The sequence below is a fragment of the Caballeronia ptereochthonis genome (assembly GCF_001545075.1).
Lineage (GTDB): Bacteria > Pseudomonadota > Gammaproteobacteria > Burkholderiales > Burkholderiaceae > Caballeronia > Caballeronia ptereochthonis.
In genome coordinates this window covers 50526-63837 of record NZ_FCOB02000015.1, presented here as the reverse complement: position 1 = coordinate 63837, position 13312 = coordinate 50526, and the positions used below count along the sequence as shown (strand labels likewise).

The 13312-nt window shown below is 64.8% G+C and carries 12 protein-coding genes; 7 read left to right on the top strand and 5 right to left on the bottom strand.

The genetic code is table 11. The features are described 5' to 3' along the window. The 5 genes from gmhB (at window position 1) to AWB83_RS17080 (ending at window position 3991) form a co-directional block, all read left to right on the top strand. Window positions 1-558 carry a D-glycero-beta-D-manno-heptose 1,7-bisphosphate 7-phosphatase gene (gene gmhB / locus AWB83_RS17100; protein WP_087046782.1) on the top strand — a complete coding sequence of 186 codons (558 nt, stop codon included), beginning with the start codon at window positions 1-3 and terminating at the stop codon, window positions 556-558. 37 nt (window positions 559-595) lie between these two features. Further along, entirely contained in the window at window positions 596-1369 is a 774-nt protein-coding gene (locus AWB83_RS17095; RefSeq protein ID WP_087046781.1) for a lysophospholipid acyltransferase family protein, read from the top strand. A gap of 84 nt (window positions 1370-1453) precedes the next feature. Further along, window positions 1454-2374, top strand: coding sequence for a M48 family metallopeptidase (locus AWB83_RS17090; protein WP_087046901.1), 921 nt, complete (start codon window positions 1454-1456; stop codon window positions 2372-2374). 119 nt (window positions 2375-2493) lie between these two features. Continuing rightward, window positions 2494-2880, top strand: a complete 387-nt coding sequence (gene gloA / locus AWB83_RS17085) for a lactoylglutathione lyase (RefSeq protein ID WP_096059376.1) — start codon at window positions 2494-2496, stop codon at window positions 2878-2880. 181 nt (window positions 2881-3061) lie between these two features. Next, entirely contained in the window at window positions 3062-3991 is a 930-nt protein-coding gene (locus tag AWB83_RS17080) for a DMT family transporter (RefSeq protein ID WP_087046780.1), read from the top strand. Between the two features lies 1 nt (window position 3992). Here AWB83_RS17080 and AWB83_RS17075 read toward each other — a convergent pair whose 3' ends face one another. Continuing rightward, complete coding sequence (locus AWB83_RS17075) at window positions 3993-5006, bottom strand: DedA family protein/thiosulfate sulfurtransferase GlpE (RefSeq protein WP_087046778.1); 1014 nt, start codon at window positions 5004-5006, stop codon at window positions 3993-3995. 206 nt (window positions 5007-5212) lie between these two features. Here AWB83_RS17075 and AWB83_RS17070 point away from each other — a divergent pair, with 206 nt between their 5' ends. Further along, window positions 5213-6073 (top strand): MBL fold metallo-hydrolase, encoded by an 861-nt coding sequence (locus tag AWB83_RS17070; RefSeq protein ID WP_087046776.1) that lies wholly within the window; start codon window positions 5213-5215, stop codon window positions 6071-6073. Between the two features lie 16 nt (window positions 6074-6089). On the opposite strand, the gene AWB83_RS17065 is transcribed toward AWB83_RS17070, so the two are convergent. Continuing rightward, the gene (locus AWB83_RS17065; protein ID WP_244197773.1) at window positions 6090-6725 is read right to left on the bottom strand and encodes a FadR/GntR family transcriptional regulator; all 636 of its coding nucleotides are present in this window, start codon (window positions 6723-6725) and stop codon (window positions 6090-6092) included. A gap of 214 nt (window positions 6726-6939) precedes the next feature. Here AWB83_RS17065 and dgoD point away from each other — a divergent pair, with 214 nt between their 5' ends. Then, window positions 6940-8088, top strand: a complete 1149-nt coding sequence (gene dgoD / locus AWB83_RS17060) for a galactonate dehydratase (RefSeq protein WP_087046773.1) — start codon at window positions 6940-6942, stop codon at window positions 8086-8088. A gap of 37 nt (window positions 8089-8125) precedes the next feature. Here dgoD and pabB read toward each other — a convergent pair whose 3' ends face one another. The 3 genes from pabB to dnaK form a co-directional block, all read right to left on the bottom strand. After that, entirely contained in the window at window positions 8126-9925 is a 1800-nt protein-coding gene (gene pabB, locus AWB83_RS17055; RefSeq protein ID WP_087046772.1) for an aminodeoxychorismate synthase component I, read from the bottom strand. A 27-nt stretch (window positions 9926-9952) separates the two neighbouring features. Next, entirely contained in the window at window positions 9953-11089 is a 1137-nt protein-coding gene (gene dnaJ / locus AWB83_RS17050; RefSeq protein ID WP_087046770.1) for a molecular chaperone DnaJ, read from the bottom strand. Window positions 11090-11344: 255 nt separating this feature from the next. Beyond that, window positions 11345-13300 (bottom strand): molecular chaperone DnaK, encoded by a 1956-nt coding sequence (dnaK, locus tag AWB83_RS17045; protein WP_087046769.1) that lies wholly within the window; start codon window positions 13298-13300, stop codon window positions 11345-11347. Window positions 13301-13312: the final 12 nt, after the last annotated feature.

Below are 13312 nucleotides of genomic sequence, written 5' to 3'. Positions count from 1 at the left end.
ATGGTCATGAACCGAAAACTGGTCATCCTCGATCGCGACGGCGTCATCAACGTCGACTCCGATGCGTTCATCAAGTCGCCGGACGAATGGGTCGCCATTCCCGGCAGCCTCGAAGCGATCGCGCGCCTGAATCAGGCGGGCTATCGCGTGGCGATCGCATCGAACCAGTCGGGCATCGGGCGCGGCCTGTTCGACATGGCCGCGCTCAACGCGATGCATCAGAAGATGAATCGCGCGGCCGCGGCCGTCGGCGGGCGCATCGACGCGGTGTTCTTCTGCCCGCATACCGCCGAGGATCAGTGCGACTGCAGAAAGCCCAAGCCCGGCATGTTGCAGCAGATCATCGATCGCTTCGAGATCGATCCCGAGGACACGCCAGTCGTCGGCGATTCGCTGCGCGATCTGCAGGCGGGCGAGGCGCTCGGCTTTCCGGTGCATCTCGTGCTCACGGGCAAGGGCGAAAAGACGCTGAAGGAAGGCAACCTGCCCAAAGGCACCGTCGTTCATAAAGACCTGCGCGCGTTCGCACTCGACTTCCTCGCGCGGCATCAAGACTGACCCGCCTTCACGCCGTCGCCCGGCATTACTGACCTCCATGCGCTTCATCCGTTCGTTGCTGTTGATGATCTACTTCATCGTGTATACGGTGCCATACGCGATCGCGTGCTTCATCGCGTTTCCGTTCATGCGCGCCGACAGGCGCTACTGGATGGCGGCGGGCTGGTGCAAGTCGACGATCGTCGTGCTGCGGCATCTGATCGGCATTCGATACAGGATCGAAGGCATGGAGAACCTGCCGAATGGTCCCGCCGTGCTGCTGTCGAAGCATCAGTCCGCCTGGGAGACGCTCGCGTTCCCCGCGCTGATGCCGCGCCCGCTCTGCTATGTCTTCAAGCGCGAACTGCTCTATGTGCCGTTCTTCGGCTGGGCGCTCGGGCTCCTCAAGATGGTGCACATCGACCGCAAGCAGGGGCGCGACGCGTTCGTATCCGTCACGCGTCAGGGCCGCGCGCGCATGGACGAAGGCGCATGGGTCATCATGTTTCCCGAAGGTACGCGCACGCGCGTGGGCAGCCAGGGCAAGTACAAGACGGGCGGCGCGCGCTTCGCGGTGGCGACGGGCGCGCCGGTCGTGCCGATCGCGCATAACGCGGGTCACGTCTGGCCGCGCAATTCCTTCATCAAATATCCGGGTATAGTCACGGTGTCGATCGGGCAACCGATCGATACCGCCGGCCTCACGCCCGAGGAAGTGAACACGCGCGTCGAAAGCTGGATCGAAACGGAAATGCGCCGCATCGATCCGCACGCCTACACCGCGCCGTACGCGCAGCCGGGCGAAGCCGGCGCCGCGGGCGCGGGCCGCTGAAGCGGCAGCCCATTCATATCGAGCTGCGGCGTGCCTTATTCGTTCTTCTCGTCATTGCTGCGCCGTGAGCGCAAAGCCGAACCGATGCAGAAGCCCCCATCGCGGCAGCGTCCCGCCGTCGCGCTCGATACCCTGCAGCTCGATCTTCCGTTCGAGCATGCACCCGCCTACTCCGGCACGCCGCCCGCGAACGGGCCGGCTCCGTTGCGCGGCGACATCCCGAACGCCGATCCCGTTCCGATCCTCACGCCCGCCGCGCCGCCGACGCCGCTGCCCGACGGCGTGCGCCTGCGCCGCATCCTGCTCAAGGCGGGCGCGCTCGAGTATCGGCTCAAGCGCTCGTCGCGACGCACGATCGGCTTTTGCATCGACGGCACCGGGCTTGCGATCACCGCGCCGCGCTGGGTGACGATCGCGGACATCGAGAGCGCGATCCTCGACAAGCAGAACTGGATCGTCAAGAAGCTCACCGAATGGCAGACGCGCGTCGAGCAGCGCGCGCTGCCGCGCATCGAGTGGAAGGACGGCGCGCAGTTTCCGTATCTCGGCAAGACGATCAGCGTGTCGCTCGGCTCAGCGGCGAGCACGTTGTCCTTCGATGACGAAACCAATGTCCTCTCGCTCGCGCTGCCCGCGCTCGCCGATACCCAGCAGATCAAGGATCGCGTGCAGGGCTGGCTGCAGAGCGAGGCGAAACGCATCTTCGGCGAGCGGCTCGCGGTCTATGCGGCGAAGCTCGGCGTCGAGTATCGCGCGTACGCGCTTTCGTCGGCGGCGACACGCTGGGGCAGTTGCTCCAGCGACGGCAAGATCCGCCTCAACTGGCGGCTCATTCATTTCCCGATGTCGATCATCGATTACGTGGTCGCGCACGAGCTCGCGCATCTGCGCGAGATGAACCATAGCCCGCGTTTCTGGCAGACGGTCGAATCGATCTTCCCCGAGTTCCGCGAGGCGCGGCATACGTTGAAGCACCATCCGCCGGACTTGCTGCCGGCGCTTTGAGGCGTCGTCAGCGCGCAGGAATCGCCGACGGTACAATTTCCGGACACGCCCGAAGCGGCCTTCGGCGCCGCGCGGGCGCACGTCTGTCCTCATCGCATCCACATAACAGGAACCCCACCATGCGACTCCTTCACACGATGCTGCGCGTCGGCGACCTGCAGCGTTCCATCGATTTCTACACGCGCATTCTCGGCATGAAAGTGCTGCGTCAAAGCGAAAACACCGAGTACAAGTACACGCTCGCCTTCGTCGGCTACGGTCCCGAAAGCGAGAACAGCGTGCTCGAGCTGACCTACAACTGGGGCGTCGAGAAGTACGAGATGGGCACGGCGTACGGCCATATCGCGCTCGAAGTCGACAATGTGGCGGAAGCGTGCGAGCGTATCCGCCAGGCAGGCGGCAAGGTCACGCGCGAAGCCGGTCCCGTGAAGGGCGGCACGACCGTGATCGCGTTCGTCGAGGATCCGGACGGCTACAAGGTCGAACTCATCGAAAAGCACGCCTGATTCACGCATGATCTCGCGCGCCGCATGATCGTCGCGGCGCGCCGGCCTCCGCATTTCCACGGGCGCGACCCGGCCTTTCACTGTCGCGGCCCGTTCGCTGGCACAATCGACGCTCCAAATCGGTGCATGGCCGATGTGGGTTCCCGCACGGCCATGTCCCGCCACGTCTACGAGCCAGCCGATGAGCACGCCCTCCCTCGCCTTGCGCCGCGCCCCGGACGCCACCGCCATCATCGTGATGATCGCGTTGTGCGGCGCGTGGGGTTTTCAGCAAGTCGCCATCAAGGAAGCGAACGCATCGATCCCGCCGATGCTGCAAGCCGGCATCCGCTCGCTGATCGCGACGTTTCTCGTTTGGATCTGGACGCGCACGCGCGGCGTGCCGCTGTTTCAGCGCGACGACACCCTGCCCGCCGGATTGCTCGCGGGCCTGCTGTTCGGCGGCGAATTCGTCTGCATCTTTTTCGGCCTGAGTCTCACCACCGCGACGCGCATGGCCGTGTTCCTCTACACCGCGCCCTGCTTCACCGCGCTCGGCCTGCACTGGTTCGTCGCCGGCGAGCGGCTGTCGCGCACGCAGTGGTGCGGCATCGTGCTGGCGTTCTGCGGCATGGCGCTCGCCTTCGCCGACGGCTTCCTGCACGGCGATCCGAACAGCGCATCGACCTGGCAAGGCACCGCGGGCGATGCGCTCGGCATCATGGCGGGTCTCTTCTGGGCCGCGACGACAGTCGTCGTGCGTGCATCGTCGCTGGCACATGCGAGCGCGAGCAAGACGCTGTTCTATCAGCTGGCGGTGTCGGCGGTGTTGCTGCTGGCGCTCGCGGCGGGCATCGGGCAGACGCACGTCGAAGCCGTGTCGCCGCTCGCGATCGCGAGCCTCGCGTATCAGGCGATCGTCGTCGCGTTCGTCAGCTATCTGACGTGGTTCTGGCTGCTCACGCGCTACATGGCGTCGCGCCTTTCCGTGTTTTCGTTTCTCACGCCGATCTTCGGCGTCATCTTCGGCGTGCTGCTGCTCGGCGAGCACTTCAACGTGCGCTTCATGACGGCCGCCGCGATGGTGCTTGCGGGCATCGCGCTGGTGAACCGGCCGGCGCGCAAGTCGTAGCTCACTCCGGCGCGGTCGCGCGGATCGTCACCATGTCGTGATCCATGTCGTCGTGATCGGGCGGCGCGTGCAGGTGCTCCGGCGGAATGGCCTCGACCGGATAGCCGTGCTTCTCCCATGCGTCGAGCCCGCCCTTCAGCGGCCGCACATGCCTGAACCCCTTCGCGCGCAACTGCTTCGCGATGGTCTTCGCGGTCGCCTCGTTCGGACAGACGCAGTACACGACCACTTCGTGCTCCGAATACAACTGATCGACGCGATCCGGCGAATCGAGATCCAGCGCGATCGCACCCGCGATGCGATACGGCTCGCGGCGCCTGGTTTCCGGCGGACGCGCGTCGTAGATCACAGGTGGCGTGTCGGAGCGCATCATCGCGTCGAGCTGGTCCGGCGTGATGTGATATTTCTCGAGCCACTGGCGGAACTGCACGCGCCGGATCCATCGATACAGCAGAAAGCCGAGCGCGACCATGACGAGAATATCGATCACCGTCGTGCCGTTCGCGCGCACCAGCACGATGAGCCGCCCGATCTGCTCCTGCAGCACCGCGCCGCCGAGCATCCAGAAACTCGCCCATGCCGTCGCGCCGATCAGGTCCCACAGCACGAACACGCGCACCTCGATCTGCGTGGTGCCGAGCAGCGGCGCCGACACGAGGCCGAGCCCCGGCACGAACTTCGACAGCGCGAGCAGCGGCACGCCGAAGCGCTCGAACCAGCGGCGCGCGGTGCGCAGCGTCGAATCGATCGACAGCGAGAAGCGCACCAGCGAATTGAGGAAGCGCCGGCCGTAAAGGCGGCCCGCGGCGAACCACAATGAATCGGCGATCAGCACGGCGAGCACCGCGGCCGCGAGCATCTGCCAGAACGGCGCGTTGCCGGCGGCGACCAGCGTGCCGGCGAGAATCAGCATCGGCGCGGCGGGGACCGGCACGCCGAGCTGCGTCGCAAGGACGCTGACGAAGACGGCCCACGCGCCCCAGGACGACGCGAGCGAAGTCGGGACGTGCGGCATTCAGAACCCTCGATCAGGCTTTCGGTGAGGTGACGATCGACGCGTTTGCGGCCGCCACAAAGGGTTACACTTTATCTCGATCAGGACAAAAACGCCCGATCGGGCCAGCGCATGCGGCCCGAACATGTGCTGACTTCGACATGCGGGCGACGAGACCAGAGGCCGACACGAGACAACCAGCCGCACCGCAGCCGGGGGAAACCAGCGTGCAACCGATCATTCAGGCTTTCTTCGATATCAACACCGGCACGATGACCTATGTCGTCTACGAAAAGGCCGGTTCGGCGACAGCCATCATCGATCCCGTGCTCGACTTCGATCCGAAAGCCGCGCGCACCTCGACGCGCTCCGCCGACGCGGTCGTCGCGTTCGTGCGCGAGCAGCGGCTCACCGTCGCATGGATTTTGGAGACGCACGCGCACGCCGACCATCTCTCGGCGGCGCCGTATCTGAAGCGCACGCTCGGCGGAAAGATCGGCATCGGTGAATCGATTCGCACCGTGCAGGGCGTGTTCAAGAAGATCTTCGATCTCGAGCCGGAGTTTCAGCTCGACGGCTCGCAGTTCGATCATCTGTTCAGCGACGGCGAGCGTTTCATGATCGGCGAGATCGAGGCGTCGGCGCTCTACGTGCCGGGCCACACGCCGGCGGACATGGCGTATCACATCGGCGATGCGGTGTTCGTCGGCGACACGCTCTTTCTGCCGGACGTCGGCACGGCGCGCTGCGACTTTCCGGGCGGCAACGCGCGCACGCTGTATCGCTCGATTCAGCGGCTGCTCGCGCTCGATCCCGACACGCGGCTTTTCGTCTGCCACGACTATCCGCCCGAAACGCGCGCCCCGCGGTGCGAAACCACGGTGCGCGAGCAGCGCGAGCACAACATTCATGTCGGCGGCGGCAAGACCGAGGACGAATTCGTCGCGATGCGCGAAGCGCGCGACGCGACGCTCGGCATGCCGACGCTCATCTTGCCCGCGATTCAGGTCAACATTCGCGCGGGCCGGTTTCCCGAGGCCGCCCGCAACGGCACGACCTATCTGAAGATTCCCCTCAACGCGCTGTGACGCGTTAAGACGCGCGTCATTCTTCGATGCGCCCGCGCGTCACGCCGAGCAGGTCGGCCATCGCGCGGCGCGCGGCAGTGGCATCGCGCGCGATGATCGCATCGAACACGGCCGTGTGCTCCGCGAGCGACGCGTTGTAGACCTCCGCCCGCTTCGCGTTCAGGCGCAACTGGCCTTCGAGCGTGCGCTCGATCAGCGCGCCGAGCGGAATCAGCAGTTCGTTGCTGCATGCGGCGAGCACGCAGAGATGAAAGTCGAGGTCGGCGCGCACCCATTCGTCGACGTTCTGCGCGTCGGCCATCGCCTGATGGGCGCGCGCGAGACGCTCGCGGGTGCGTTCCTCGTGATTGCCCGCGGCGAGCGCGGCCGCGTATGGCTCGATCATCTCGCGCATCTCCTGAAGCTTGAGCGCGAATTGCAGCGGCGGCGCGACGCGCGAGTACCAGTCGAGCATGTCGGCGTCGAGCAGGTTCCACGCTTGCCTGGCGCGCACACGCGTGCCGACCTTCGGACGCGACTCGATCAGCCCCTTCGACGTGAGCGTGCGCAGCGCCTCCCGAAGCACCGTCCTGCTCACTTCGAAGCGCTCCATCAACTCCGCTTCGCGCGGCAAGGACGAGCCAGGCTGAAAGTCGCCTCGCAGAATCCCCATGCCCAGTTCGTGCGCCACGCGGCCATGCAGATCCCGGTGAATGGTGGTCTCCTTGCAGATTTGGGCAAGATTATCCGGTATTCACCTGATGTTTCGTAAGCCCGGATTCTCATTCCAATAATACTATTAATATGCTCAGAGAGCCGGATTTTGCTACCATGTGAACCCTCGGCTTTGCATGGGACCAGAACACTGGTCGACAAGGAGACGCTTCATGAAAATCACGAAACTCGAGACCTTCATCGTTCCGCCGCGCTGGTGCTTTCTCAAGATCGAAACCGACGAGGGCATTACCGGCTGGGGCGAGCCGGTCGTCGAAGGCCGCGCCCACACGGTGGCGGCCGCCGTCGACGAGCTGTCGGACTATCTGATCGGCAAGGACCCGCGCCATATCGAAGACCTTTGGCAAGTGATGTATCGCTCAGGCTTCTATCGCGGCGGTCCGATCGGCATGAGCGCGATCGCGGGCGTCGATCAGGCGCTGTGGGACATTCTCGGCAAGCATCACGGCGTGCCGGTGCACGCGCTGCTCGGCGGCCAGGTGCGCGACAAGATCAAGGTCTATTCGTGGATCGGCGGCGACCGGCCGAGCGATGTCGCGAACAATGCGCGCGCCGTGGTCGAGCGCGGCTTCAAGGCCGTGAAGATGAACGGCTCGGAAGAGCTGCAGATCATCGATACCTTCGACAAGGTGCAAGGCGTGATCGACAACGTGCGCGCGGTGCGCGAGGCGGTCGGGCCGAACGTGGGCATCGGCGTGGACTTTCACGGCCGCGTGCACAAGCCGATGGCGAAGGTGCTCGCCAGGGAGCTCGATCCGTACAAGCTGATGTTCATCGAGGAGCCGGTGCTCTCGGAGAACGTCGAGGCGCTGCGCGATATCGTCAACCAGACGAGCACGCCGATCGCGCTCGGCGAGCGGCTCTATTCGCGCTGGGACTTCAAGCACATCCTCGCGGGCGGTTACGTCGACATCATTCAGCCGGACGCGTCGCATGCGGGCGGAATCACCGAATGCCGCAAGATCGCGACGATGGCCGAAGCCTACGATGTCGCGCTCGCGCTGCACTGCCCGCTCGGGCCGATCGCGCTCGCGACCTGCCTGCAGATCGATGCCGTGAGCTACAACGCGTTCATCCAGGAGCAGAGCCTCGGCATCCACTACAACCAGGGCAACGACCTGCTCGATTACATCAGGAATCCGGAAGTCTTCAAGTATGAAGACGGCATGGTGTCGATCCCGCAAGGGCCGGGCCTGGGTATCGAGGTGAACGAGGAGAAGGTGCGCGAGATGACCAAGGTCGGCCACCGCTGGCGCAATCCGGTGTGGCGTCACGCGGACGGCAGCGTCGCCGAGTGGTGATCGTCTTGCGCCGACTGCGCGTCGCGTGGGCGCGCAGTCAGCGTTTCAGATTTGCCTTTACCGCGCCGCGCAGCGCGTTGCTGATGAGCAGACCTTCGGCGCGTTCCAGGTCGCGCATCGTGAGCGTGCGTTCGGCGGCGCCCAGCTCTTCGATCAGCACCGCGCGCATGACGCCCGGCAGCACGCCCGCGTCGACCGGCGGCGTCCACCACTTGCCGTCGAGCTGCACGAAGACGCTCGAACGGCCGCCTTCGGTCAGCTCGCCGCGTTCGTTGCTGAACAACATGTCGAACGCACCTTCGGCTTCGGCGGCTTTCCACGCGCGATCGTAGTCGGCGCGGCGCGTCGTCTTGTGGCGCAGGAGCGAGTCCGCGGATGATTGCGGCGCGAAGCCGCGATCGGAAGCGAGCAACACGTCCACCGTGTCCGATGGCAAGGCGCCAAGCGGCGCGCTCGTCACCGCGATGCGCCCGCTCTTGTCCAGCGCGATGCGCAGGCGATACGGCTTGCCCGCCTCGAATCCCGCGCAGTGCCGCGCAACTTGGGCGTCGAGCGCGTTCTCGTCGAATGCGAAGCCGAAATAGGCGGCGCTTCCCTTCAGCCGCGCGACATGACGCGCGTAGTGGCGAACGCCTTCGCCGCGCGTCGCATGGGTCGTCTCGAAGAGTTCGAAACCCGGGTCGGCACCGGTCAGAAAGCGCGCTTTCAACAGACACTCCTCGTATTCGTCGGCGGCGACGCTGTCGAGCACGATGCCCGCGCCGATGCCGAGCACGCCGCGCTTTTCCGCCGCATCGACGACGAGCGTGCGAATCGCGACCGACAGACAGAAGTCGCCGCTCGCATCGAGCCAGCCGATCGCGCCGGTGTAGAGGCCGCGCGGCGTGCTCTCGATTTCGTCGATCAACTGCATCGTGCGGTACTTGGGCGCGCCGGTGATCGAGCCGCACGGAAACAGCGCGCGCACGATGCCGGCGAACGACGTGCCGGGAATGACGCGCGCCTCGATGGTCGACGTCATCTGCCAGACCGACGCGTAGGGCTCGACGGAGAACAGCGCCGGCACGTTCACCGAGCCCGTGACCGCCACGCGCGACATGTCGTTGCGCAGCAAGTCGACGATCATCACGTTTTCAGCGCGATTCTTCGGGTCGAGGCGCAATGCTTCGGGGTCGGTGTCGCGCGGTGCGGTGCCTTTCATCGGCCGCGCGCGCAAGAGATCGCCGTGCTTTTCGACGAACAGTTCCGGCGAGCACGACACGACGAACCGGCCATCCGGCAGCGCGATGAAGGCGCCGTAGTGCACGGCCTGCCGCTCGCGCAAGCGCCGATAGAGCGCGGCCGGCGCGCCGAACACATCGAAGTCGAGCCGATACGTGTAGTTGATCTGATACGACTCGCCTTCGCACAGCGCATCCTGCACGGCCGCGATGGCGGTGTCGAACTCGGCGCGCGTGACGCTCGGCGCGATGCCCGCGACGCCTGCCGTCGAAGGCAGGTCGCTGCCGGAATCCTGCGACGCCAGCCACGCGCTCGCCTCGTCGCGCGAAAAATGCGCGCACTCACGGAACATGAGCACGCGCAGCGCACGATCATCACCGCGCCCGATCCTGCCGAACTGCAGGTTGCGCCCGAACTCGTAATCCGCGACGACGACCGCATGCAGCCCGCTCTGCAGATCGCGCTCGATCTCGCCGCACACCGCATCGAGCGCGTGACCCTCCACGCACACGCGTTCGTGCGCAAAGTCGGTGTACAAACGACTCGACCGCCTTTCGGCGGTCGCGTCGCAATCGTCGAGCAGCGCGAACACCGCGCCGCGCTCTTCAGTCTTCATGGTCGTGCTCGCACTGCGTCGAGCGCATCAGTCGAAAAAGCTCTTCACGCGGTCGAACCAGCTCTTGCTTTGCGGACTATGCCGCGCGCCGCCTTCAACCAGCGATTTCTCGAACTGCCGCAGCAGATCGCGCTGCTGCTCGGTGAGCTTGATCGGCGTTTCCACCTGCACGTGCACGTAGAGATCGCCGGCGATGCTCGAACGCAAGCCCTTGATGCCCTTGCCGCGCAGACGGAACGTCTTGCCCGACTGCGTGCCTTCCGGCACCGTGAAGCTCGCGCGGCCCGCGAGCGTCGGCACTTCGATCTCGCCGCCCAATGCCGCCGTCGTGAACGGAATCGGCATCTGGCAATGCAGGTCGTCGCCGTCGCGCTCGAACACCGAGTGCTGCTTGATGTGGATTTCCACATACAGGTCGCCGTTCGGCCCGCCGTTGATGCCCGGTTCGCCGTTGCCTGCCGAGCGGATGCGCATGCCGTCGTCGATGCCCGCCGGAATCTTCACTTCCAGCGTCTTCGTCTCTTTTACCTTGCCCGCGCCGTGGCAGTTCGCGCACGGATCCGGAATGTAGCTGCCGCTGCCGTGACACTTCGGGCACGTCTGCTGGATACTGAAGAAGCCCTGCGACATGCGCACCTGGCCCTGACCATGACAGGTCGGGCAAGTCTCGGGCTTGGTGCCCGGCTTCGCGCCCGAGCCGTGACAGACGTTGCAGTTGACCCAGCTCGGCACGCGGATCTGCGTGTCGTAGCCGTGCGCCGCCTGCTCCAGCGTGATTTCCATGCTATAGCGCAAGTCCGCGCCGCGATACACCTGCGGGCCGCCGCGGCCGCCGCGAGCAGCGCCGCCCGCCGCCTGTCCGAAGATGTCGCCGAAGATGTCGCCGAAGGCATCGGCGAAACCGCCGAAGCCCTGCGCGCCCGCGCCCGCCATGTTCGGGTCGACGCCCGCATGGCCGTACTGATCGTACGCGGCACGCTTCTGCTGGTCGGAGAGCATTTCGTAGGCTTCCTTCGCCTCCTTGAAATTCTCTTCCGCCTTCTTGTTGTCCGGATTGCGGTCAGGGTGATACTTCATCGCGAGCTTGCGATACGCCTTCTTGATCTCGTCGTCGCTCGCGTTTTTCGCGACGCCCAGAACGTCGTAGTAATCCCGTTTCGCCATATCGGTTCGATGCCGCCGCGCTTATCCGCGACGGTTCCTCTGAGATGCTCCGGGTCCTGCGACCCGCGCGTAAACCTCTGACACCTGGCCCGAATGATCGCTTCGAACCATGCGCCTCTAAAAAACAACGTGCCCGGAGAGCCATACGACTCGCCAGGCGCGTTCCACGTCAGACGCTAAACGCGTCCGGTGCTTTTCACATCGCTGCGAAAAGACCGCGGGCGCGGGACATTTTCATCCACGCGCCCTTGCGGCTTAGTCCTTCTTCACTTCCTTGAAGTCGGCGTCGACGACATCGTCGTGCTGCTGGCTCGCGCCCGTATCCGCCGAAGCGCCCGCGCCTGCTGCACCGGCAGCCGCGCCCGCGGCGCCTTGCTGCGCCTGCATGTCGGCGTACATCTTCTCGCCCAGCTTCTGCGAAGCCTGAGCCAGCGCCTCGACCTTCGCTTCGATCGTGGCCTTGTCGCTCGCGTTGTCCTTCAGCGCGTCTTCGAGGTCCTTCAATGCCGCTTCGATCTTTTCCTTCTCGGCAGCTTCCACCTTGTCGCCGTATTCGGCAACAGCCTTCTTCGTGCTGTGGACCAGCGCATCGCCCTGATTGCGGGCGTCGGCCAGCTCGCGCAGCTTGTGATCTTCCTCGGCGTTGGCTTCGGCGTCCTTCACCATCTTGTCGATTTCGGCGTCCGTCAGGCCCGAGTTCGCCTTGATGGTGATCTTGTTTTCCTTGCCCGTCGCCTTGTCCTTCGCGCCGACGTGCAGAATGCCGTTCGCGTCGATGTCGAAGGTCACTTCGATCTGCGGCACGCCGCGCGGTGCGGGCGGAATGCCTTCGAGGTTGAACTCGCCGAGCAGCTTGTTGCCCGCGGCCATTTCACGCTCGCCCTGGAACACCTTAATGGTCACGGCGCCCTGGTTGTCGTCCGCCGTCGAATACACTTGGGCGTGCTTCGTCGGGATCGTCGTGTTCTTGTTGATCATCTTCGTCATCACGCCGCCGAGCGTCTCGATGCCGAGCGACAGAGGCGTCACGTCGAGCAGCAGAACGTCCTTGCGGTCGCCCGACAGAACCTGGCCCTGAATCGCGGCGCCAACCGCCACGGCTTCGTCCGGGTTCACGTCACGGCGCGGATCCTTGCCGAAGAACTCCTTCACCTTTTCCTGCACCTTCGGCATGCGGGTCATGCCGCCGACGAGAATCACGTCGTCGATGTCGCCGACCTTCACGCCCGCATCCTTGATCGCGATGCGGCACGGTTCGATCGTGCGCTCGATCAGCTCTTCGACGAGCGCTTCGAGCTTCGCGCGGGTGAACTTGAGGTTCAGGTGCTTCGGACCCGACGCGTCCGCCGTGATGTACGGCAGGTTGATGTCGGTCTGCGCCGTCGACGACAGTTCGATCTTCGCCTTTTCAGCGGCTTCCTTCAGGCGCTGCAGCGCGAGCACGTCCTTCGACAGATCGACGCCCTGCTCCTTCTTGAACTCGCCGATGATGTAATCGATGATGCGCTGGTCGAAGTCTTCACCGCCGAGGAACGTGTCGCCGTTGGTCGAGAGCACTTCGAACTGCTTTTCGCCGTCCACGTCGGCAATCTCGATGATCGAGATGTCGAACGTGCCGCCGCCCAGGTCGAACACCGCGATCTTGCGGTCGCCCTTTTCGGCCTTGTCGAGACCGAACGCGAGCGCGGCTGCCGTCGGCTCGTTGATGATGCGCTTCACTTCCAGCCCGGCGATGCGACCCGCGTCCTTGGTTGCCTGACGCTGGCTGTCGTTGAAATACGCCGGAACCGTGATGACGGCTTCCGTCACCGGCTCGCCGAGGTAGTCCTCAGCGGTCTTCTTCATCTTGCGCAGAACTTCGGCGGAAACCTGCGACGGCGCGAGGTTCTTGCCGTGCGCCTCGACCCATGCATCGCCGTTGTCGTGCTTGACGATCTTGTAGGGCATCAGGTTGATGTCCTTCTGCACTTCCTTCTCGTCGAAGCGGCGGCCGATCAGGCGCTTGACCGCATACAGCGTGTTCTTCGGGTTGGTGACCGACTGACGCTTTGCGGGCGCGCCGACGAGGATTTCGTTGTCGTCGAGATACGCGATGATCGACGGCGTGGTGCGCGCGCCTTCCGAGTTCTCGATGACCTTGACCTGGTTACCTTCCATCAGCGCCACGCACGAATTCGTGGTGCCGAGGTCGATGCCGATGATTTTGCCCATTTTTTATACTCT